The following is a 21,840-nucleotide window of genomic DNA, read 5'->3' as shown; positions in this document are numbered from 1 at the left end:
GCTCACCCCGGATCGACATTGAAGCCGTGCTGGCGCAGCAGCGCCAGCACCCCCTTGGGGCCGCCCAGGTGCAGCGAGCCGATGGCAACGAAGAGCGGCTTGTTGGGCGCGGCGATCTGCAGCATGCGCGAGACGAAGCGCCGATTGCGCGCGTAGAGGATACGTTCGTCGATCGAATCGGAAACGCGCGGGTCGTGCGCCAGCTTCTCCGAACGCGCGCTCTCCCACGCGGCAATCGCGTCGGCATCGCCCACGCGCCACAGGTGCAGCAAGGTCTGCACGTCGGCGGCGTTCTGCGCCGGCGTCTGCGCGAGATCCTGGGCCAGCATCTCGCGCTGCTGGGCCAGCGTGAGGCGCGTGAACGCGCGCATCTGCTCGGAAAGCGTCTCCAGCCCCACGATGCGGCGGCCCTTGAGCCGCAGAAAGACGTTCTGCAACTGCGCCTCGGTGCCGTACTCGGTCTGCAGGCCCGCGCTCAGCGAATCGTAGGTCTCCACGAGCAGCGATGCGAGCCACGGTCGCATCCGGCGGATTTCGGCGAGCGCCTCGGGATTGCCGCGCAGGCGCGCCTCCAGCTTCTGCCATAGCGGATCGGGCAGCAGTTGCGGCAGGCAGGGCCGCGAGCACACGCCATATTTCGAGACGTCGTCCTGCGAGACGAGCAGATCGTCGGGCGAGAGTTCGAGGGCGAGCGTGGGCGAGGCGTTGAGCGCCGCGAGGATCGACGGGCGGAACGGCTGGTTCGGCGGATAGTCGGCCGGATCGCCCACGTGCAGCGTGCCGAGCACGTAGATGGTGGTCGTGCCGCGCGTGGCGACGTAGTACGGCATGCGCGCCGGCTGCACGCGCACGGGACCGCCGGCGGTCGTGCCCGAGGCGTAGCTCGGCACCGCGGGCGGCGCGTGGAAGCCGGGGATGCCCGCGCCCGTCGAGGGCGCACCCGGCACCGGCATGGGCGGCCGGATGCCGGGCGTATTGCCGGCGGAGCCGCCCGCGAGCGCCGCAGGCACGAACGAAGGCCCGAACGCGACCGCCAGCGCGAGCGACGCGCCCACGGCTACACGCGCGGCAGTACGCTTCGGCATACGCCATAGCGCACGCAGGACCGAAGCGATACGGCCACCGGCTGTACGCAGGCGGCGCGTCGCGCAACGCGCCGCTGTCTCATCAGGCCGGCATGGGCCGCCCATCCTGTTCCCCCACCTCCTCAGCACGATGGCAGGATACCTGACGACCGTCCACTTCGCGAAGCCCCGGAACCTCCTTGCGGCACCGCTCGATCGCATACGGGCAGCGCTGATGAAACGTGCAGCCCGAGGGCGGATGGAGCGGCGAAGGCAGCTCGCCTTCGAGCTGGATCTTCACGCGCCGGTCGGCCGCGAAGATCGCGGGCGTGGCGGAGAGCAGCGCCCGCGTATAAGGGTGGCGCGGCTGCCCGATCACGGTCCTCCGGTCGCCCAGCTCGGCAATGCCGCCGAGGTACATGACCATCACGTCGTCGGCCACGTGCTCCACCACCGAAAGGTTGTGCGAGATGAAGACGTAGCTCGTGCGGAACTGTTCCTGCAGGTCCATGAACAGGTTCAGGATCTGCGCCTGGATCGACACGTCGAGCGCGGAGACGGGTTCGTCGGCCACGACGATCTGCGGATCGAGGATCATCGCGCGCGCGATCGCCACGCGCTGGCGCTGCCCGCCCGAAAACATATGCGGATAGCGACTCGCATGCTCGGGCCGCAGGCCGACGATACGCATCATGTGCGCGATGCGGTCCGCGCGTTCGCCGGCCGTCAGCTTCGTGTTGATCGCGAGCGGCTCGCCCAGCGTCTCTTCCACGGTCTTGCGCGGGTTGAGCGAGGCGTACGGGTTCTGGAACACCATCTGCACGCGGCGGCGCAGTGCGGCGGCTTTCTCTCCGCTCGCGCGCGCGACGTCCTCGCCGTCGATCACAAGGCGGCCCGCCGTGGGCGGCTCGATCATCGTGAGCTGGCGCGCGAGCGTGGACTTGCCGCAGCCCGATTCGCCGACCACGGCAAGCGTGCGGCCGCGCGCGAGCGAGAACGAAACGCCGTTGAGCGCCTTGACCGTGCTCTCGCCGAACAGACCGCGCCGAACGGTGTAGTACTTCTTCAGATCCTCGGCGACGAGCACGCGATCGTCGTCGCGGCCCGCATCGCGGGGCGTTTGAGGCGTGTGGGGCGTGGGGTGGGGAACCGCGTTCATTGCGCGCCTCCGTTCGTCTGGGTTGCCGCTAGATTGAGCGGCTTGATGCAGCGAACCTGCGCGAGCGACGCTGCGCCCACGTCGGTCATGCTGCCCGGCAGCGGCCCGAGCGCGGGACGCGCCTTCCGGCAATCGTCCACCGCATACCGGCAGCGCGGCGCGAAGAGACAGCCGCCGGGCCGGTCGTCGCGACCCGGCACCATGCCCGGCAGCGCCGCGAGGCGCTTCGCGCCCTTGTTGTGCTCGGGAATCGCGGCGAGCAGCGCCTCGGTGTAGGGGTGATGCGGCCGCGCGAAAATGTCGGACACCCGGTTCGTCTCGATGATCTCGCCCGCGTACATCACGGCCACGCGCTGCGCGACCTCGGACACCACGGCGAGATCGTGCGAAATCAGCACGAGCGCCATGCCGCGTTCCTTCTGCAGATGCACGAGCAGTTCCATGATCTGCGCCTGGATCGTCACGTCGAGCGCCGTGGTGGGTTCGTCGGCGATCAGGAGCTTCGGGTTGCAGGCCACGGCCATCGCGATCATCACGCGCTGGTTCATGCCGCCCGACATCTGGTGCGGAAAGTTGTCGATGCGGTTCTTCGCGTCGGGTATGCCCACCTGGTCGAGCAGTTCGAGCGCGCGTGCGTGCAGCGCGGCGCCGCGCAGGCCCTCGTGCAGCTTCAGCACTTCCTTGATCTGGAAGCCGACGGTGTAGCTCGGATTGAGGCTCGTGAGCGCGTCCTGGAACACCATGGCGATGTCCTTGCCCACGATCCTGCGGCGCTCCCTGCCCGTGGCGCTGAGCAGGTCGCGGCCGTCGAATGCGATGGAGTCGGCGCTCACCTTGCCGGGCGCGTCGACGAGGCCCATCAGCGCCATCATCGTCACGCTCTTGCCCGAGCCCGATTCGCCGACGATGCCGAGCACCTCGCCGGGCGCCACGGAAAGATTCACGCGGTCCACGGCAGGCAGGCCGTTGAAGTTCACCGCCAGATTGCGGACGCTCAGCAGCGCATTCGTCTGGATATTGCTCTGATCGTTCATCTCAGGCCATCCGTTTCAGCTTGGGATCGAGCGCGTCGCGCAGCCCGTCGCCGAGCAGGTTGATCGCAAGCACCGAAATCAGGATCGAAAGGCCGGGCATCGTGACGATCCACCATGCGCTGTCGATATAGTCGCGTGCCGAGGCGAGCATCGCGCCCCACTCCGCCCGCGGCGGCTGCACGCCGAGGCCGAGGAAGCCGAGCGCGGCGGCGTCGAGAATCGCCGAGGAAAAGCCGAGCGTCGCCTGCACGATGAGCGGCGCCGTGCAGTTGGGCAGCACCTGCGAAAACATCAGCCGCAGCGTGCCCGCGCCGGCCACGCGCGAGGCCGTGACGTACTCCTTGTGCAACTCGCCGAGCGCGGAGCCGCGCGTGAGACGCACATAGCCCGGCAGCGCGACGATCGCGATCGCGAGCATCGTGTTGGTGAGGCCCGGACCGATGATCGCGACCACGGCCACCGCCAGCAGCAGCGACGGCAAGGCGAGCAGCACGTCCATGAGACGCATGATGGGCGTGTCGGCCCACTTCTCGAAGAACGCGGCGACGAGCCCGAGCACGACGCCCGGAATCAGCGCGAGCACCACCGAAACACAGCCGATCCAGAGCGAAAGGCGCGCGCCGTACATGAGGCGCGAGAGGATGTCGCGGCCCGCTTCGTCGGTGCCGAGCAGGAACTTCGCGTTGCCGCCGTCGAGCCAGGCGGGTGGAATCTTCACGTAGTCGCGGTATTGCTCGATGGGACTGTGCGGCGCGATCCACGGTGCGAAGATCGCGACGAAGACCAGCACGAGCACGATGACGCCGGCACCCACGGCGCCTTTGTTCTGCGCGAAGTTCGCCCAGAATTCGCGCAGCACGAGCAGGCGGCCCGAGGGCGGCGCGAGCGTTTTGGGCGCGGCGTTCTGAATGTCGGCCATCACGCCTCCTCGTTTCGTTTCAGGTATTGTGGGGTTGGCATCGTCATGGCGCGATTACCTCGTATGGCGGATGCGCGGATTGAGCACGCCGTACAGAAGATCGACGAAGAGATTCACGAGGATCACGAGCGTCGCGATCATGAGGATGCCGCCCTGCACCACCGGATAATCGCGGCGCGCAATCGCGTCGATGAGCCATTTGCCGATGCCGGGCCAGGAGAACAGCGTTTCGGTGAGCACCGCGCCCGCCAGCAGCGTGCCGACCTGCAGGCCGATCACGGTGACGACGGGGATCAGCGCGTTGCGCAGCGCGTGCACGACGATCACGCGCGCGGGCGAAAGCCCCTTCGCGCGCGCGGTGCGAATGTAGTCCTCGCGCAGCACTTCGAGCATCGAAGACCGCGTCATGCGCGCGACCACCGCGAGCGGGATCGTGCCGAGCACGATGGCGGGCAGGATCAGATGCGAAAGCGCGGAGCGGAACGAGCCTTCGTCGGTGCCGGGCAAGAGCGAGTCGATCAGCATGAAGCCGGTCACGTGCGGAATGTCGTACTCCACGGCGATGCGCCCCGAAACCGGCGTCCAGCCCAGCTTCGCCGAGAACACCATGATGAGAATGAGGCCCCACCAGAAGATCGGCATGGAGTAGCCGGTGAGCGCGGTGCCCATCACGCCGTGATCGACGAGCGTGCCGCGCTTGAGCGCCGCGAACACGCCCGCGGGCAGGCCGATCACGAGCGCGAAGAGAAGCGCGCAGATCGAGAGCTCGACGGTGGCGGGAAAGCGCGCGAGGAACTCGCCCATCACGCTCGTATTGGTGATGATCGACGTGCCGAGATTGCCCTGCAGCGCATGGCCGACGTAGTGCAGATACTGAAGCGGCAGCGGTTCGTCGAGCCCGAGGCGATGCATCGCCTCCGCATGCATCTGCGGGTCGACGCCGCGCTCGCCCATCATCACTTCGATGGGATCGCCCGGAATCAGGTGGATGAGCGCGAACGCCAGCATGGTGATGCCGATGAAGGTGGGTATCACCATGCCGACCCGGCGCAACACGAAGCGGAACATGTTGTGCTCCCCCCAAAGCTTGAAGTGAGTCTGAAGACGAGTTTGACAATAAAGCGCGACCGGCGACGGGGGCTCGTGACCCCGGTCGCCGGACCTGATCCGGCCAGTCGTCCTGGTTGCAGGGCCGACGGGCCGAACGACCACTCGCCCGATGTTACTGCACGCTCACACCGTCGAAGCGCGCGTAGCCCAGCGGCTCGATGCGCATGTCGATCACCTTCTTGCTGACCGGCTGATAGACGGTCGAGTGCGCGATGGGCGAGAACGGCAGTTGCTGGGCGAAGATCTGCTGCGCCTCGGTATAGTACTTCGTGCGCTGCGCCTGATCCGACGTCACGCGGCCTTTCTGGACCAGATCGTCGAACGGCTTGTAGCACCACTTGCCGAAGTTGTTGCCGTTAACGGCCTCGCAGCCCAGCAGCGTGCCGAGCCAGTTGTCGGGGTCGCCGTTGTCACCCGTCCAGCCTATCAGCATCGCGTCGTCCTCGCCCGCGTGCGCGCGCTTGATGTACTCGCCCCATTCGTACGTGACGATCTTCGCCTTCACGCCGATCTTTGCCCAGTCGGCCTGGATCATCTCGGCCATCAGGCGTGCGTTCGGGTTATACGCGCGCTGCACCGGCATCGCCCACAGCGTGATCTCGAAGCCGTTCGGCAAACCGGCCTTCGCGAGCAGCGCGCGGGCCTTCGCCGGATCGTACGGATTGGCCTTCAGGCTCTTGTCGTACGACCACTGCGTGGGCGGCATCGGGTTGGTGGCGGGCTGACCCGCTCCCTGGTACACCGAATCGATGATTGCCTTCTTGTTGATCGCCATGTCCAGCGCCTCGCGCACCTCGACCTTGTCGAGCGGCTTGTGTTCGACGTTGTACGAGAGATAGCCCAGGTTGAAGCCCGGCTGCGACGGCATGGCGATATTCGGTTCCAGCTTGAGCGGGGCGATGTCGGCGGGACGCGGATAGCTCATCACCTGGCATTCGTCGCGCTTGAGTTTCTGCACGCGCACGCTCGCGTCCGGTGTAATCGAGAAGATCAGCTTCGAGATCTTCACCGCGCCCGGCTTCCAGTAGTCGGGATTGCCTTCGAAGCGGATGGTCGCGTCCTTCGTGTAGCTCTTGAAAGCGAACGGTCCCGTGCCCACCGGATACTGGTTGATGTCGGCGGCCTTGCCGGCCTTCAACAGTTGATCGGCATACTCGGCCGAGAGGATCGAGGCGAACTCCATCGCCATGTTCTGGATGAACGGCGCGTTCGGCTCGTTCAGCGTGAACTTCACCGTGTACGGATCGACCTTTTCGACCCTGGCGATCAGCTTGTCGAGGCCCATGTCGGTGAAGTACGGGAACGACGCCGGGTACGCCTTGCGGAACGGCTGGTTCGGATCCAGCATGCGCTGGAACGTGAACACCACGTCGTCGGCATTGAACTCGCGCGTGGGTTTGAAGAACGCCGTGGTCTGGAACTTCACGCCGTGGCGCAGATGGAAGGTGTAGGTCTTGCCGTCGGCGGAAACGTCCCACGACTGCGCGAGACCGGGCTCGACCTTCGTGCCGCCGCGCTCGAATTCGACGAGGCGGTTGTAGACCGTGAACGTGTTCGCGTTGAAGTCGACGCTCGTCGTGTATTGCGCGGGATCGAAGCCGGCGGGGCTGCCTTCCGAGCAGTAGACGAGCGTTTTGTTCGGAATGCTTTCGGCCTGCGCGAGAGGGGCTCCAGCCATCGTTGCGGCCGCAAGCACGAGGCAAGAGGACCGTCGTGCAGCGCGCAACAGTTTATTTTCGTTCATGTTTCCTCCAGTTCTGTGCCGGCCGGAACCGGCTTGGCGCATCTTGCCCGAGACCATGCTGCGGTCACGAGCAAGCGGCGTGATGCGTATGCAAAACACGCGCAAAACGCATAACTTTCTATTGTCGCCGCCCCTCCAGCGCAGACGTATGATGGCCGTCAATCCAGATGGTATTTGATACGCAACTCGAATGGATTCGAGCGTGCATAAAAAACCGCGCGGCCCTGCCATGTGACAGGAGCCGCGCGGTCTGTCGATCGAGTTCGTCGCGGCGTTCGCGCGCCGCCTGCGCCTCAGAAGCCGAGGCGCTCGCAAACGGCCTTGGTGGCCGCAGCGCTATTGAGCGTGTAGAAGTGCAGGCCCGGCACGCCCGCTTCGGTGAGGCGGCGGCACAGCTCCGTCACCACGTCGAGGCCGAACGCGCGGATCGACTCGCGGTCGTCGCCGAAGCTTTCCAGACGCTTCGCGATCCAGCGCGGCACTTCCGCGCCGCACATCTCGGAGAAACGCATCAGCTGCGAGTAATTCGTGATCGGCATGATGCCGGGCACGATCGGCACGTCCACGCCGAGCTTGCGGGCGTCCTCGACGAAACGGAAGTACGCGTCGGCATTGAAGAAGTACTGCGTGATCGCCGAATCCGCACCCGCCTTCACCTTCTGCGCGAACGCGTCCAGATCGTGGCGCGGCGAGCGCGCTTGCGGATGGTACTCGGGATACGCGGCCACTTCGATGTTGAACGCGTCGCCGGTCTCCGCGCGGATGAACGCAACGAGGTCCGAGGCATAGCGCAACTCGCCCATTTCGCCCATGCCCGAAGGCAGGTCGCCGCGCAGCGCGACGATATGGCGGATGCCGTGCGAACGATAAGCCGCGAGGATCTCGCGCAGGCTATCCCTCGAGGCGCCGATGCACGAAAGGTGCGGCGCCGCCTCGATGCCTTCCTTCGCGATGTCGACCACGGTGTCGAGCGTGCCCTGTTGCGTCGAGCCGCCCGCGCCGAACGTCACCGAGACGAACTTGGGCTTGAGCGTGGCGAGCTCCGCGCGCGTGGCGCGCAGCTTCTCCACGCCGTCCGGCGTCTTGGGCGGGAAAAATTCGAATGAAAGTTCGATCGGTTTCATGATGGGTTGCCGCTGCGGCGCCTCAGAGGCTGCGGTTGCCGAAAATCAGGGCGGACAGCAGCCACGACACGATGCTGTAGAGGATCGAGCCGAAGAACGCCGACCAGAAGCCCGACACTTCGAAGCCTTTGAGCAGCGAAGCCGCGAGCCAGAAGCACAGCGCGTTCACCACGAGGATGAAGAGGCCGAGCGTGACGATCGTCACGGGCAGCGTGAGCAGGATCAGCACCGGGCGCAGCACGGCGTTGATGAGGCCGAGCACGAGCGCGATGATCAGCGCGGTGCCGAAGCTGCGAATGTGAATCGACGGCACGAGCCAGGTGATGATCAGCAGCGCAAGCGCGTTGATCACCCAGGTCAGCAGCACGGTCATGGTTAGCTCCTTGTTCTTGACGGTATGGCAGGTGGCCGAAGGGGCGTCGACCGTGCGAATTGCACGGTCGACGCCCCAGCATCCCGCCAACGACTTAAACCCGGCTTAAGCCTGGATCAGTAGCGGTAGTGGTTCGGCTTGAACGGGCCGTTCTTGTCCACGCCGATGTACGAAGCCTGGTCGTCGGACAGCACGGTCAGGTTCGCGCCGATGCGCGCGAGGTGCAGGCGCGCGACCTTCTCGTCGAGATGCTTCGGCAGCACGTACACCTTGTTCTCGTACTTCTGCCCTTGCGTGAACAGTTCGATCTGCGCGAGCGTCTGGTTCGTGAACGAGTTCGACATCACGAACGACGGGTGGCCCGTGGCGCAGCCGAGGTTCACGAGGCGGCCTTCGGCCAGCAGGATGATGCGCTTGCCGTCCGGGAAGATGATGTGGTCGACCTGCGGCTTGATGTTGTCCCACTGATACTGACGCGTGGAAGCGACGTCGATTTCCGAGTCGAAGTGGCCGATGTTGCAGACGATCGCGTTGTGGCGCATCGCCTTCAGGTGATCGTGGTTCAGCACGTGGTAGTTGCCGGTGGCCGTCACGAAGATGTCGGCCTTGTCGGCGGCGTATTCCATCGTCACGACGCGGTAGCCTTCCATCGCCGCCTGCAGCGCGCAGATCGGATCGATTTCGGTCACCCACACGGTGGCGCCCAGGCCGCGCAGCGACTGCGCGCAGCCCTTGCCCACGTCGCCGTAACCGGCCACGACGGCGATCTTGCCCGCGATCATCACATCGGTCGCGCGCTTGATGCCGTCGACGAGCGATTCGCGGCAGCCGTACAGGTTGTCGAACTTCGACTTCGTGACCGAGTCGTTCACGTTGATGGCCGGGAACGGCAGACGCCCTTCCTTTTCCATCTGGTACAGGCGGTGCACGCCCGTCGTGGTTTCTTCCGTCACGCCCTTGATGTGCGCGAGGCGCTTCGAGTACCACGCCGGATCGATGTCGAGGTGCGCAGCGATCGACTTGTACAGCGCGACTTCTTCCTCGTTCGTCGGCTTGGCGATGACCGAGCGGTCCTTCTCAGCCTTCGAGCCGAGGATCAGCAGCAGCGTGGCGTCGCCGCCGTCGTCGAGGATCATGTTGGCGAACTCGCCATTCGGCCATTCGAAGATGCGGTGCGAGAATTCCCAGTATTCGTCGAGCGATTCGCCCTTGAATGCGAACACCGGCGTGCCACCCGCGGCGATGGCAGCGGCAGCGTGATCCTGGGTCGAGAAGATGTTGCACGAGGCCCAGCGCACGTCGGCGCCCAGCGCCGTCAGCGTCTCGATCAGCACGCCTGTCTGGATCGTCATGTGCAGCGAACCCGCGATGCGCGCACCCTTCAGCGGCTGCTGCGCCTTGTATTCTTCGCGCGTTTGCACGAGACCGGGCATTTCGGTTTCGGCGATGTCGAGTTCCTTGCGGCCCCAGGCGGCAAGCGACATGTCGGCGACGACGAAATCCTTGGCTTGATCTTGCGGAATTGCGGCGTTCATCACGCCCTCCTTTCTAAAATTGACCTAGAAATTAAAGACGTGAGCGCCGTTTCGATGCGGCATTCGCATCGCGAAATCCACGGGATACCTCGGGATATTTGCGAAAACAGAGTGCCGGATTGAGCGTCTCCGAGCCTGGCGGGGCGAACCCGTCGCAGCGCTCCTCGGAGTCGAGGCGTGATTGTAGCAAATCGGGATGACGGCCGCGCGAGCGGCCTGGCGCCGCGCGGCGCCGGTGTTTGACGCGCCGGGCCGACGCGAGATCGCCAGTCGCCGCTGCCGGATCAGATCGGCAGGAATCCCAGCGCCGGTGCGAGCAGCACCATGGCCACGCCCGCGATCATCATCGTGAGGCTCGCCACCACGCCTTCCTCGCTGCCGAGTTCGCGCGCCTTCGCGGTGCCCACGCCGTGTGCGGCCGCGCCGAACAGCGCACCGCGCGCGAGGCGCGTGCGCAGCGGCACGCACGCCAGCACGAGTTCGCCGAACAGCATCCCGCACACACCCGTGGCAATCACGAAGAGCGCGGTGAGGTCGCGCGGCGCGTGAATCTTGTCGGACACCGCGAGCGCGAACGGCGTCGAGATCGAGCGCGTCATCAGGCTGCGCTGCAGATCGGGCGCGAGATGCAGCAGCTTCGCGAGCGCGAGCGAGCCGCCCACCGCGACGACGATGCCCACCGTCACGCCCACCGTCAGCGAGATCCAGTGACGCTTGATGAGCTCGCGGTACTCGTAGATCGGCACGGCGAACGCGACCGTCGCGGGCCCGAGCAGCCACATGAGCCAGCGCGTATCGGCAAAGTAGACGGGATACGGAATGTGCAGCGCGAGCACGATCGCACCCAGCACGACGGGCACCGCGACGAGCGGCGTGAGCCACGGCGAGTGAAAGCGCGCGTAGAGCGACTTGGAGGCGAAATAGAGCGCGACCGTGGCGATGAAGCAGGCGGCGGCGATCAGGCGTGCGGCGTCGTCGGCGAACAGGGAGGAAAGAAGCGTGTTCATGACGGGTTCATCCTGGAAAGCGATCGGTCAGGCTGCGATGCGAAACAAGGCGCGGATCGCCAGGTCAGGCGCGCGCATGCTGAAGACGCGCGTGCTGCACCCGGCGCAGCGCGAGGCGCCGTTCGAGCCGCGCGGCCTGCTCCACGGCAATCGCCACCGCCACCATCACCATCAGCGTGCCGCCCATCACCACGAGCGCGAGGCGCCATCCGTCGGCGCGAAACAGGCCGCCGTACTGAACCGCCGCCACGGCGGCCGGAATGAAAAAGAGCAGCATGTCGGAGAGCAGCCAGTCGGCGCCGGCCTTCACCCAGCGCGGCGCAACGCCGCCGCAAAAAAGCAGCGCGAGCAGCGCCACGAGACCGACCACGCCCGACGGCACCGGCAGGTGCGTGACGCGCACGAGCGCGTCGGCGGCAAACCAGACGCCGGCCAGCAACGCCGACTGAGCGGCGATCCGGCCCACGCGCGCCAGTCCGCCCGCGTCTTGCGGAGCGTTGCGGGAGGAGGGAGAGGTCGGAGCGATCATGGCAAACCCTGGCTGGCGTTTCGATGGAAGTCAGTATAGGTTGCACCGCAACATAAATAAAATGACTTAGATTTATCGAAGTCATTCCAATCTGGAATTAAAGGTCACGACCGTGGAACTGCGCGCGCTTCGCTATTTCATCGAGGTGGTCCGGCAGCAGAGCTTCACCGCTGCCGCCGAGGCCATGCACGTCACCCAGCCGACCATCAGCAAGATGGTCAAGGCGCTGGAGGATGAAACCGGCACCCAGTTGCTGCTGCGCGATGCCCGCCAGATGGTGCTCACCGACGCGGGCCGCGTCGTCTGGCAACGCGGCCAGGACGTGCTCGCGGCGCAGGCGCAGCTGGAAGCCGAGCTTGCCGATCTGGCCACGCTGGGCCGCGGCGAGCTGACCATCGGCATTCCGCCGATGGGCGGGTCGCTGTTCACGCCGGCCATCGCGGCGTTCCGTCAGCGCTACCCGAGGATCGAGTTGAAGCTTTTCGAGCAGGGTTCGCGCGCGATCGAAGCGGCGCTGATTTCGGGCGAACTGGAACTGGGCGGCGTCCTGCAGCCCGTCGATCCGGCGGCCATCGACGTGTTGCCGATCTCGCACGAGGTGCTGTGGCTCGTCGCGCCGAAAGGCTCGCGCTGGGACGGCGCCGCGACCGTGCCGCTCGCCGACCTCGCCGCCGAACCGTTCGTGTTCTATGGCGAAAGTCTCGCGCTCAACGACGTCGTGCTGCACGCCTGCCGCGCGGCCGGCTACGTGCCGCAGATCGTGGGGCGCAGCGGGCACTGGGATCTGATGGCGGCGCTGGTACTCGCGGGCGTGGGGATCGCACTTCTGCCCGCGCCTTACGTGCGGCGGCTCGATTCGGCGCGCTTCACCTGCCTGCCGGTGAGCGAACCGGAGATCGCGTGGGACATGGCGATCGGCTGGAAGCGCAACGCCTATCTGTCGCATGCGGCGCGCGCGTGGCTCGACGTGGCGCGCGAGGAGTTCGGCAAGCCCTCGTCGTTTCTCGACGATTTCGTGCGGCCGCCGGGGTTGGAGGGGGGCGCCCGCAGCCAATGAAAAACCGCCCGGTTCGCGCCGGGCGGCCTCCTTCAAGCCATCCCCACCCGCCTACTGCTGCGGCACGAACTCGATGCGACGGTTGTGGAACCGGCCGCTTTCGGTATCGTTGCTGTCGACGGGTTTCGCATCGCCATAGCCTTGCGCGCTCAGCGTGCCGAGCGGCGTGCCCTGCGCTACGAGGTAGCTACGCACGGCCAGCGCGCGCTGCTTCGAAAGCGCGAGGTTGGCTGCCGCGTCGCCCACGTTGTCCGAATAGCCCGCCACTTCCAGCGCCACCGGCTTGCCGTTCTTCGCGCACGTATCGAGCACCTTCGCCGACTGGCGCAGGTCGTCGGCTGCCGTTGCCGGCACGGCCGAGCTGCCCGTCGCGAAGTTCACGACCTGCAGGTTCAGCACTTTCGATACGTCGTCGGCCGCGCACGAAGCGTCGGCGCCGAAGAGGCCCTTGATCGCATCGCGGAAGGACTGCGTCGCGCTCGCCACGGCTTGCTGCGCGTTGAACGCGCTGACGTCGAAGGCCGAGCCGAACAACGCCTTGAGCTTGTCGAGCCAGCCCGCCTTCGCATCCGCCGCCGCGCCGCTCAGTTCGACGTGCGTACCGTCGATCTTCACTTCAGCGCCCGGCAGCGCCATCAGCGGCAGGAGACCGTCGAGGTGCGCGAGCCATCCAGCCGGCTTCGTCGCCGGGTCGATCGTCACGTTGACTGCGAACTTTCCCGCTCCGAACTTCTTCGTCAGCACGTCGAGGAGTTGCGCTTTCTCGGCTTCGCTGCCGACCGTCGCCGCAATCGTCGGTACGCCGGCGTTGCTCACCGTGAACGACAGGTGCGCATCCTGTGTCGGTGCGGGTGCCGCGGGAGCCGAGGCCGTATCGCTTGCTGCCGTTGCAGCAACGGCAGCCGAGGCCCCGGACGCGACGACAGGCGCCGAAACCTCGGAGGCCGGTTCGGCTGCCGGCACCGCGGCCGGTACCGCGCTCGCGGCCGGCTCGGGCTGCGCGGCCGAGTCGGCGGATTCGTCACGCTGGCACGAGCGCAGCGCGAAAAAGGCGATGGCGAGGACCAGCAGCGCGAGCAGCCACACGATCCACGCATGGCTGCGCTGACTCGGCGGCGCGGGTTCGCGGTCGAGGGTCTGCGGCGGCCACGAGTTCGCCACCGGCTGCGACGGCGGCTGCGGATGCGGATGCGCGAGATGCGCCGATACGTCCTTGAGCTTCGCAAGAATTGCCGCACCAAAGGCCGCCGCGCTGCCGAGACCGATCGCGCTCGCAATCCGGTCGGTGAGGTGCGCGCTGACCGCCGGCAATTGATGGCCAAGCAAGGTAGGCAGTTGTCCTACAGAACCCTGCGATTGCGTGAAATGCTGCTTCAGAATGCCCATCAGCGTTGCGCCGACCACGCCGCACAGCGCGAAAGCCGTCGATTGCGGCGCACCCGTATGCTCGGCCACGGCATCGGACAGTGCGCCGACGTTCGTGCCGGTCGCCTTCTGGATCAGTTCGCGGCCCCCCGCTTCGAGCGCGGAAAGGCTCGCCGTGTTCGAGAGCAGGCTGGGCAGTTGCTTGCCGATCTGGGCGTTCGCCGCGGGCGACATGATGGCCGCAAAAAGATTGCGCGCGCCCTCGGCCGTGCTGCCCCGGTGCATGACGGCCGCGACGAGCGCGGGCGCGGCGGCGCCGGTGATCCGGCGGGTGTATTCAGGTGTGAGGCCGAAACGGGTGGACAAGGTTTTGACGACATCGTCGCTCAGGACCGTTTCCAATAATTGAAAGACGTTGATACTCATCGACGCGGCTCCTCCGGTTCGCGGACGCGCCAACTGACACGCCCCACTGCGGGCGCGATTATAGGGAGTGCGAAATCTCGAAAATGGGTGCGAGCGACGCACCGTACAGTATTTAACGAAAACCACCTGCCGCACGTGCTTTTCGTCAATGCACGTTCATGGGGAAACGCGCGAGCCGCCCCGTTTTACGGGGAGCGGCATGCGCGCGGGTCGGATGAAGCCGGAGGAAAGGCCTGCGTCAGACCGCCATGCCTGCACGGCTCGTATCGTCGTGCGCATCGCCGTGGGTGCGGCGCGCCTGCGTCATGAAGTCGGCCGCCCGCTCGCCGATCATGACCGTCGGCGCGTTCGTGTTGCCGCCAATCAGCGTCGGCATGACCGAGGCGTCGGCGATGCGCAGTCCGCTCACGCCGCGCACGCGCAGTTGCGGGTCCACCACCGACTGCGCGTCGCTGCCCATGCGGCAGGTCGAGACCGGGTGATAGATCGTGTCGGCATGCGCGGCGATGGTCGCGCGCAATTCGGCTTCGGATTGTCCCGCATGCGTGTAGAGTTCGCGGCCGCCCAGTTGCGCGAGCGGTGCCGCATCGATGATGCGCCGCGCGAGGCGCGTGCCCTCCACGAGCAGGTCCATGTCGCGCGTATCTGACAGAAAGCGCGGATCGATTACGGGTGCAACGCGCGCATCGGCGCTCGCAAGCGTCACGGTGCCGCGGCTGAACGGCCGCAGCACGCAAACGGGCAGCGAATAGCCATGCCCCCAATGCAGGCGGCGGCTGTGATCGTCCACGAGCGCCGTGCAGAAGTGCAGTTGCAGATCGGGCCGATCGAGATCGGCGCGGCTCTTCAGAAAGCCACCCGCCTCCGCCACGTTGGTCGTGAACATGCCGCGCCGCGCACCCACGTAGCGCGCAAGCCCCGGCAGCATCTTCGCGACGCCGCGCAGCGAATAGCCGATGGTTTCGCTCGAATGGACGCGCTTGTTGTACGTGAAGTCGATATGGTCGATCAGGTTGCGGCCTACCTCCGGCGCGTCGTGCAGCACGGCAATGCCGTGCTCGCGCAGCGCCTCGGCCGGGCCGATGCCCGAGCACATCAGGAGTTGCGGCGTGTTGAACGCCCCGGCCGCGAGGATCACTTCCGCGCACGCCTCCAGCGTTTCGATCCGGCCGCCGCGCGCCACCTCCACGCCGCTCGCGCGCGCACCGTCGAAGGTGACGCGCAGCACGGTCGCGTCGGCGATCAGGTGCAGGTTCGGCCGTTCTTGCCCAGGCGTTTTGTCATACAGATACGCGCGTGCGACGGTACAGCGTTCGCCGCCGCGCTGCGTCACCTGGTAAAAGCCCACGCCTTCCTGATCGGGTCCGTTGAAGTCGTCGTTGGCGCGAAAGCCCGCCTCCAGCGCCGCGCGCACGAAGCGCCCGGCCACCGGATTGCGCTCGCACAGGTCGGAAACGCCGAGCGGGCCGCCCGCGCCATGCAGCGCGCTCGCGCCGCGCGAGTTGTCCTCGGCGCGCACGAAGTACGGCAGCACGTCGCGCCAGGCCCAGCCCGTGCAACCCAGTTGCGCCCACTCGTCGTAGTCGAGCGGATGGCCGCGCGTGTAGATCATCGCGTTGATCGCGCTCGACCCGCCGAAGCCGCGGCCGCGCGGCTGGTAGCCGCGCCGGCCCGCCAGCCCCGGCTGCGGCACGGTTTCATAGCCGTAGTTGTTCTTCATGCGGCGCGGCACGAGCCCCGCGACGCCCATCGGCATGTTGACGAGCCAATTGCGTCGCGTGTGCGGCCCGGCTTCGATGAGCGCGACGGTCGCGTCGGGACAGTTCGCGGCCAGCCGCCCGGCGAGCGATGCGCCGCCCGAGCCGCCACCTACGATGATGTAGTCGTATGCCATCGCCTCCTCCCAGGTTCTTCGCGCCGCGCCGGGTTTGCCCACCGGGTTTGCCCACGATTGGCGCTCAGCGCACGCTCGTTCGATAATTCTTTTTCGCGCATTGTAGAAAGCGTCACGTGCGAGCGCTGCAATTTATGTCAGAGAGTTTCCTCTAAACCGTAGGACGCCGCCGCGCCTAACATGAAGGGCGCGGCAGACGCCACCGATGAAAGGTTCCGGCAAGCAGTCAGGGAGCGCTGGAACGATCAATGGGCCAGAAGAGCCCGTCCCAAGGAGGCAGGCAGATGGACACAGCACGTCGCCCCGGCACGACCCATGAAGTGACGAACCAGGCGCCGCCGCTTGCGGACTACAACCTGTTCGCCACCGACGCGGCGCTCGCCGAAGCCCTCGAGCGCGCCGGCGCCGGCTGGCATCGCGAAGCCCTCATGCGCGACGGCGGGCAGCTCGGCACGGCCGAGACGATCGCACTCGCGGATCTCGCCAACCGCCACGAGCCCGAACTCTTCACGCACAGCCCGCGCGGCGAGCGTATCGACGCACTCGAATTCCATCCGGCCTGGCATCGCCTGCTCGCCCTGCTGCGCGCCGAAGGCCTGCACGCGCTGCCGTTTTCGAACCCGCAGCACGGCGCGATGGCCGCCCGCAGCGCGGGCTATTTCCTGCACGCCCAGATCGAATCGGGGTCGCTCTGCCCGATAACGATGACCTTCGCGAGCATCCCCGTGCTGCAACGCGAGCCCGCGCTCTTCGAGTCGCTGCGCGAGCGCCTCTATGCGCGCAAGCACGACCCGCGCGATCTGCCGTGGCCGCAAAAGTCGTCGATGATGATCGGCATGGGGATGACCGAGAAGCAGGGCGGCTCCGACGTCCGCAGCAACCGCACCGAAGCGTGCCCTGCCAGCGCCGCGAGCGGCCGCGGCGCGCAATACCGGCTCACCGGCCACAAGTGGTTTTTCTCGGCGCCGCAGTGCGACGCACACCTCGTGCTCGCGCGCACGGGCGAAGAAGACGCGCTCTCGTGCTTCTTCGTGCCGCGCTACGCGCCCGACGGCACGAAGAACACCGTGAACGTGCAGCGCCTGAAGAACAAGCTCGGCAATCGCTCGAACGCGAGCAGCGAAGTCGAATTCTTCGACGCGTACGGCGTGATGATCGGCGAGGAAGGCCGGGGCGTGCCCACCATCATCGAAATGGCGAATTACACGCGGCTCGACTGCGTGATCGGCAGTGCGGCGCTCATGCGGGCGGCGCTCGTGCAGGCGATCCATCACGCGCGGCACCGCAGCGCGTTCGGGCGTCTTCTCGCCGAACAGCCGCTCATGCAGAACGTGCTCGCCGATCTCGCGCTCGAATCCGAGGCCGCGACGGTGCTCTTCATGCGGCTCGCGCAGGCCTTCGAGGAAAGCGCCGATTCGCTTGCCGCGCGCGCGTGGCGCCGCGTCATCACGCCCGCCGCGAAATTCTGGGTCTGCAAGCGCGCGCTCGCGTTCACCGGCGAGGCGATGGAGGTCTGGGGCGGCAACGGCTATGTCGAGGAAGGGCCGATGGCACGCTTTTATCGCGAGGCGCCCGTCAACTCGATCTGGGAAGGGTCGGGCAACGTCATGTGCCTCGACGTGCTGCGCGCGCTGGAGCGCGAAGCCGACGTCGCGCAGGCCCTCTTCCTCGCCTGGCGGCGCGACGCGCACGGGCATCCGGGACTCGAAGCGGCGCTCGATCGATTGTCTGCACTGCTGAACGGTGCGCCCGGCACGCGCGAAGCGAACGCACGGCACATCGCCCAGCAGCTCGTACTGATCGCGCAGGCCGTGGTGCTGCGCGAAGGTCCGGCCGAAGTCGCCGACGCCTTCATCGCCACGCGTCTCGACGAGCACAGCGCCGATTGCGGCCGCGTGTTCGGCACGCTGCCTGCGCGCTTCGACCATGCGGCGCTCGTCGCGCGCGCCTTTCCGGCGCCGTGAACGGAGCGGCGAAAGAGGCTTTGAAGCGCGGAATCCCGCATCGAGAACCACAATACATTCCAGTCCCGAGGACCGACCATGAAGCACGACCTGCCCGAGGCCCTTTCGCCCGATTCGCCCGATTCGCCCGATTCGCCCGATTCGCCCGATTCGTCTGATTCCCGCGAATCGCACCACGGCCTCCTCACCTTGCTCGCCGCGCAGCGCGAAGCCTTCCTGCGCGAACCCTTCCCCGCCTGGGAAACGCGCGCGCGCCATCTCAAGGCCTTGCGCGCGATGGTGATGGACAACCGCGACGCGCTGGCCGAAGCGATGAACGCCGACTTCGGCCAGCGCTCGAAAGCGGAAATCACGCTGGCCGAATTCGTGACGCTGAAGCAGGAGATCGACTCGGCGCTCAGGCACGGCGAACGCTGGATGAAGCCGCAGCGGCGCGGCGTGGGCAGATGGCTGCGCCCGGCACACGCGAAAGTGGTGCCCCAGCCGCTCGGCGTGGCCGGCATCGTCGTGCCGTGGAACTATCCGCTGCTGCTCGGCGCGGGGCCGCTCGTGTGCGCGCTCGCGGCCGGCAACCGCGCGATGATCAAGATGTCGGAGCTCACGCCGCGCACGTCGGCGCTCGTCGAGGAGCTGATCGGCAAGACCTTCGCGCGCGACCACGTGGCCGTGGTGAACGGCGACGCCTCGGTGGGCGCCGCCTTCACGGCGCTGCCCTTCGACCATCTGCTGTTCACGGGCTCGACGCGCGTCGGCCACGAAGTCATGCGCGCGGCGGCGGCCAATCTCACGCCCGTCACGCTCGAACTGGGCGGCAAGTCGCCCGCGATCGTAGGCGAAGCGGCGCGCTTCGACTACGCGGTCGACAGCCTGCTGCTCGGCAAGACGCTCAACGCGGGGCAGACCTGCATCGCCCCCGACTACGTGCTGCTGCCGCGCGGCAAGGAGGCGGCCTTCATCGAACGCGCGCGCATGCGCTTTGCGCAGCTCTACCCGGACTTCCTGCACAACGGCGACTACACCTCGATCATCTCGGCGCGCCATTTCGAGCGCCTGCTGCGGCTTGCCGACGAAGCACAGGACGCCGGCGCGCAACTGCATCCGCTCGGCGGCCATGACGCGGCGGCGCGCCGCCTCGCGCCCGTGATCGTGACGGGCGCGCCCGAGGACACGACGCTCATGCGGGAGGAGATTTTCGGGCCGCTATTGCCGCTCGTGCCCTACGACACGCTCGACGAAGCGCTGCGCTACGTAAATACGCGCGCGCGTCCGCTCGCGCTCTACCTCTATGCCGACGACGCGCGCACGGTCGAGCGCGTGACGCACGAGACGGTGGCGGGCGGCATGTCGGTGAACGACACGCTCATGCACATCGCCGCGGAAGGCCTGCCGTTCGGCGGCGTCGGGGCGAGCGGCATGGGTGCGTACCACGGCTATGAAGGCTTCGCGACGTTCTCGCAGATGAAGCCCGTGTTCACGCAGTCGCGCCTGAACGGGCGCGGGCTCATCGCGCCGCCCTACGGGCGGCTCTTCAACGCGCTGATCAGCTTGATGATGAAGTTCTGAGCGGCGCGGGCAACGCGGCCGGCTGCATGGGCCGCGCCGGCTGCATCGGCTGCATCGATGTGAGCGCGGCTTTCGCGGCGCCGGCTGCCGCATCGCTTCCGGCTGCCTTCTCCGGCTGCACAGCTTCGAGCTGGTGCAGCCACGCGAGCAGTTCCGCGACGGCCTGATAGAGCCTTGGCGGAATCTTCGCATCGAGATCCACCTGCATCAGCAGCGACACCATTTCGGGCGACTGATGCACGTACAGCCCGGCCTCCTTCGCGCGCTGGACGATCATGTCGGCGACGATGCCGTAGCCCTTCGCCACGACGCGCGGCACGCCTTCGGCGGTGGGCGTGTCGTAGGCGAGCGCCGCGGCTGTCTTGCGGTGCATGCGGCTCATCAGAGCTCCCAGTCGAAGTCGGCGGCGGCGCCGTCCGGCGCAGGGGTAGGCGCTTGCGCATGGACTTGCGCGTCCTGCGCGGCGGCGGCGGCCGCTGCCGCAGCGGCGCGCGCATAGGCACTGGCCGCCTTCGACGCTTCGGCGGGAGCCGGTGCGCCCCCCACCTCGCGGATCGAGAGCGAGGTCAGCGCGAGGCCCAAGGCTTCGAGCCGGCCGCGCAGCGCATCGCCGCCCGCAATCAATCGCACCGCGCCGCCCGGATTTGCCTGCACGCGCACGGCCAGCGCCTCGCCCGCCAGGGTGAGCTCGGCGTCCACGGTGCCGAGTGTCGGCAGCGAGAGCGTGAGCCGCGTGCGCCACGGCGCATCGGCCGGATCGCCGCCCGCCCCATGACGCCCGTCGCGCGGATCGAAGCGCTCCTGCTGGAGGCTCCAGTCGAATCGCACGCCGGGCCATGCCTCGCCGGTCCAGCGGAATTCGCCGGTAGCGAGCAGGTCGAGCTGCTGGCGCACGAGCGGAATCACGGCGGCGTGCACCGCCTGGCTCTGCGCCTCGTTCTGCGATGCGGGCAGGAGCGTCGCCTCGGCCAGCAGGCCGTTCGTGCGCACGAATGCCGCGCCGGCCGGGTTCGAAGCAAGCAAGGCCGCGCCGGTCTCCGGCCCCAGGTTGGCCGCCTGCGACGCATTCGTGCCATCGCCGCGCGCGCCGCCGGGCATCGCGTCACGCGCGCCCGCTTCGGCCCAGAGCACGTCGTCGGCTTCGTCGGAGGCGAGCGCCCAGTCGAGCGGCAATTGCGCCGAGGCATCGACGAGCCGGTTCTGCGGCTCGTCCGCGAGCGAAGCGGGCGTACGCTGGCCAAGCAGCCATTGCGCGAGGTGCGATTCGTAGAAAAGACCGCTGCCGGTCACGGTCTGCTGTAGCGCGGCAGCGAGCGCAGCGACCGGGCCCGACTGCGCGGCGGCGGCCTGAGCGGTCGCGCCAGCGCCAGCGGCCTGCCCGGCGGCGGCAGCGTCCTCTGCCGCCAAAGCGACCGCGGCGGCATTGGCCGTCGCGGCGCTATCGGTGAAAGCGGAGGCGGGATTCGCCGCGCCTTGCGCGAGCGCGGCGTCCGTGTCGGCGATCAGCGCGGCTTCGAGCGCCGCCAGATCGGCCGCCGCGGCGCCGGTGGTGACCCCAGTGGCCGCAGGGGCGGCCGTGGCAGGCATGCCGGGCAGCGGCAGGGAAGCGTCGCCGGGCGTGGCCGCATCGGGATCGCTCCAGACCGGCGCTTCGCCGACCACGGCGGGCGTCGCTTCGCCGCCGGAGCGGATGATGGCATCGAGCGCGAGCGCAACGGCGGAGAGTACGGTCAGCGCCGAAGCCTGCGGGGCGGTGCCGGTTTGCGAGTCGGCAAGCGCGGCGGCGCCGCCCGTGGCGAGGGCGGAGACCCCCGTCTGCGCGGCGCCGGCGCTGCCCTGCGAGCCCACCGGACTGAGCCCGCTCACGCCGCCCGCCAGCAGCGCGGCGCTGCCCGTGTCGATTCCGTTCATGCGCTCCCCGAAGCCGCCGGGTCGCGGCGCTCGCGGCGCAGTGCCCGTCTGTCAATATCGAT

The 21,840-nt window shown here is 67.5% G+C and carries 18 protein-coding genes and 1 riboswitch; of the genes, 3 read left to right on the top strand and 15 right to left on the bottom strand.

Annotation, left to right across the window (positions count from 1 at the left end; all coding sequences use genetic code 11):
• Positions 1-2: 2 nt before the first annotated feature.
• From WJ542_RS04595 to WJ542_RS04545, 11 genes are all read right to left on the bottom strand, one after another.
• Positions 3-1,190 carry a TraB/GumN family protein gene (locus WJ542_RS04595; RefSeq protein WP_411188210.1) on the bottom strand — a complete coding sequence of 396 codons (1,188 nt, stop codon included), beginning with the start codon at positions 1,188-1,190 and terminating at the stop codon, positions 3-5.
• Positions 1,168-2,223, bottom strand: coding sequence for a peptide ABC transporter ATP-binding protein (locus WJ542_RS04590; RefSeq protein WP_411188209.1), 1,056 nt, complete (start codon positions 2,221-2,223; stop codon positions 1,168-1,170). Before WJ542_RS04590 ends, WJ542_RS04595 begins: the two co-directional genes overlap by 23 nt.
• Positions 2,220-3,257 (bottom strand): ABC transporter ATP-binding protein, encoded by a 1,038-nt coding sequence (locus WJ542_RS04585; protein WP_411188208.1) that lies wholly within the window; start codon positions 3,255-3,257, stop codon positions 2,220-2,222. Before WJ542_RS04585 ends, WJ542_RS04590 begins: the two co-directional genes overlap by 4 nt.
• Position 3,258: 1 nt before the next feature.
• Positions 3,259-4,176, bottom strand: coding sequence for an ABC transporter permease subunit (locus tag WJ542_RS04580; RefSeq protein WP_411188207.1), 918 nt, complete (start codon positions 4,174-4,176; stop codon positions 3,259-3,261).
• Positions 4,177-4,230: 54 nt separating this feature from the next.
• A complete protein-coding gene (locus WJ542_RS04575; RefSeq protein ID WP_411188206.1) occupies positions 4,231-5,244 on the bottom strand; it encodes an ABC transporter permease subunit in 1,014 nt (337 codons plus the stop codon).
• Positions 5,245-5,398: 154 nt separating this feature from the next.
• Positions 5,399-7,030, bottom strand: a complete 1,632-nt coding sequence (locus WJ542_RS04570) for an ABC transporter substrate-binding protein (RefSeq protein ID WP_411188205.1) — start codon at positions 7,028-7,030, stop codon at positions 5,399-5,401.
• Positions 7,031-7,323: 293 nt separating this feature from the next.
• Positions 7,324-8,154, bottom strand: coding sequence for a methylenetetrahydrofolate reductase [NAD(P)H] (metF, locus tag WJ542_RS04565; RefSeq protein WP_411188204.1), 831 nt, complete (start codon positions 8,152-8,154; stop codon positions 7,324-7,326).
• 22 nt (positions 8,155-8,176) lie between these two features.
• Complete coding sequence (locus tag WJ542_RS04560) at positions 8,177-8,527, bottom strand: phage holin family protein (protein WP_411188203.1); 351 nt, start codon at positions 8,525-8,527, stop codon at positions 8,177-8,179.
• 116 nt (positions 8,528-8,643) lie between these two features.
• Positions 8,644-10,062 (bottom strand): adenosylhomocysteinase, encoded by a 1,419-nt coding sequence (gene ahcY, locus WJ542_RS04555; protein WP_411188202.1) that lies wholly within the window; start codon positions 10,060-10,062, stop codon positions 8,644-8,646.
• Between the two features lie 34 nt (positions 10,063-10,096).
• Positions 10,097-10,234: riboswitch (S-adenosyl-L-homocysteine riboswitch) on the bottom strand.
• A gap of 112 nt (positions 10,235-10,346) precedes the next feature.
• A complete protein-coding gene (locus WJ542_RS04550; protein WP_411188201.1) occupies positions 10,347-11,069 on the bottom strand; it encodes an LrgB family protein in 723 nt (240 codons plus the stop codon).
• 64 nt (positions 11,070-11,133) lie between these two features.
• A complete protein-coding gene (locus WJ542_RS04545; protein WP_411188200.1) occupies positions 11,134-11,598 on the bottom strand; it encodes a CidA/LrgA family protein in 465 nt (154 codons plus the stop codon).
• A gap of 112 nt (positions 11,599-11,710) precedes the next feature.
• Between WJ542_RS04545 and WJ542_RS04540 the strand changes: the two genes are divergently transcribed.
• Positions 11,711-12,655, top strand: coding sequence for a LysR family transcriptional regulator (locus WJ542_RS04540; protein ID WP_411188199.1), 945 nt, complete (start codon positions 11,711-11,713; stop codon positions 12,653-12,655).
• A 51-nt stretch (positions 12,656-12,706) separates the two neighbouring features.
• Here WJ542_RS04540 and WJ542_RS04535 read toward each other — a convergent pair whose 3' ends face one another.
• Together WJ542_RS04535 and WJ542_RS04530 are read right to left on the bottom strand one after the other, a co-directional pair.
• Positions 12,707-14,446, bottom strand: coding sequence for an OmpA family protein (locus WJ542_RS04535; RefSeq protein WP_411188198.1), 1,740 nt, complete (start codon positions 14,444-14,446; stop codon positions 12,707-12,709).
• A 238-nt stretch (positions 14,447-14,684) separates the two neighbouring features.
• On the bottom strand, positions 14,685-16,340 hold the full coding sequence (locus WJ542_RS04530; protein ID WP_411188197.1) for a GMC family oxidoreductase: 1,656 nt from the start codon (positions 16,338-16,340) through the stop codon (positions 14,685-14,687).
• A gap of 284 nt (positions 16,341-16,624) precedes the next feature.
• On the opposite strand from WJ542_RS04530, the gene WJ542_RS04525 reads away from it, so the two are divergent.
• Both WJ542_RS04525 and WJ542_RS04520 read left to right on the top strand, forming a co-directional pair.
• Entirely contained in the window at positions 16,625-18,304 is a 1,680-nt protein-coding gene (locus tag WJ542_RS04525; protein ID WP_411188196.1) for an isovaleryl-CoA dehydrogenase, read from the top strand.
• A gap of 78 nt (positions 18,305-18,382) precedes the next feature.
• Positions 18,383-19,867 (top strand): coniferyl aldehyde dehydrogenase, encoded by a 1,485-nt coding sequence (locus tag WJ542_RS04520; RefSeq protein WP_411188195.1) that lies wholly within the window; start codon positions 18,383-18,385, stop codon positions 19,865-19,867.
• On the opposite strand, the gene WJ542_RS04515 is transcribed toward WJ542_RS04520, so the two are convergent.
• Both WJ542_RS04515 and fliK read right to left on the bottom strand, forming a co-directional pair.
• Positions 19,845-20,249 carry an EscU/YscU/HrcU family type III secretion system export apparatus switch protein gene (locus WJ542_RS04515; RefSeq protein WP_411188194.1) on the bottom strand — a complete coding sequence of 135 codons (405 nt, stop codon included), beginning with the start codon at positions 20,247-20,249 and terminating at the stop codon, positions 19,845-19,847. The two genes, WJ542_RS04520 and WJ542_RS04515, sit on opposite strands and share 23 nt — an antisense overlap.
• Complete coding sequence (gene fliK, locus WJ542_RS04510; protein ID WP_411188193.1) at positions 20,249-21,778, bottom strand: flagellar hook-length control protein FliK; 1,530 nt, start codon at positions 21,776-21,778, stop codon at positions 20,249-20,251. The genes WJ542_RS04515 and fliK overlap by 1 nt, the downstream gene beginning before the upstream one ends.
• Positions 21,779-21,840: the final 62 nt, after the last annotated feature.

Origin of the sequence: Paraburkholderia yinzeri, assembly GCF_046581065.1 — a bacterium.
Lineage (GTDB): Bacteria > Pseudomonadota > Gammaproteobacteria > Burkholderiales > Burkholderiaceae > Paraburkholderia.
Note: the sequence above shows the minus strand (reverse complement) of the source record. Positions and strands in the feature narration are given on the sequence as shown.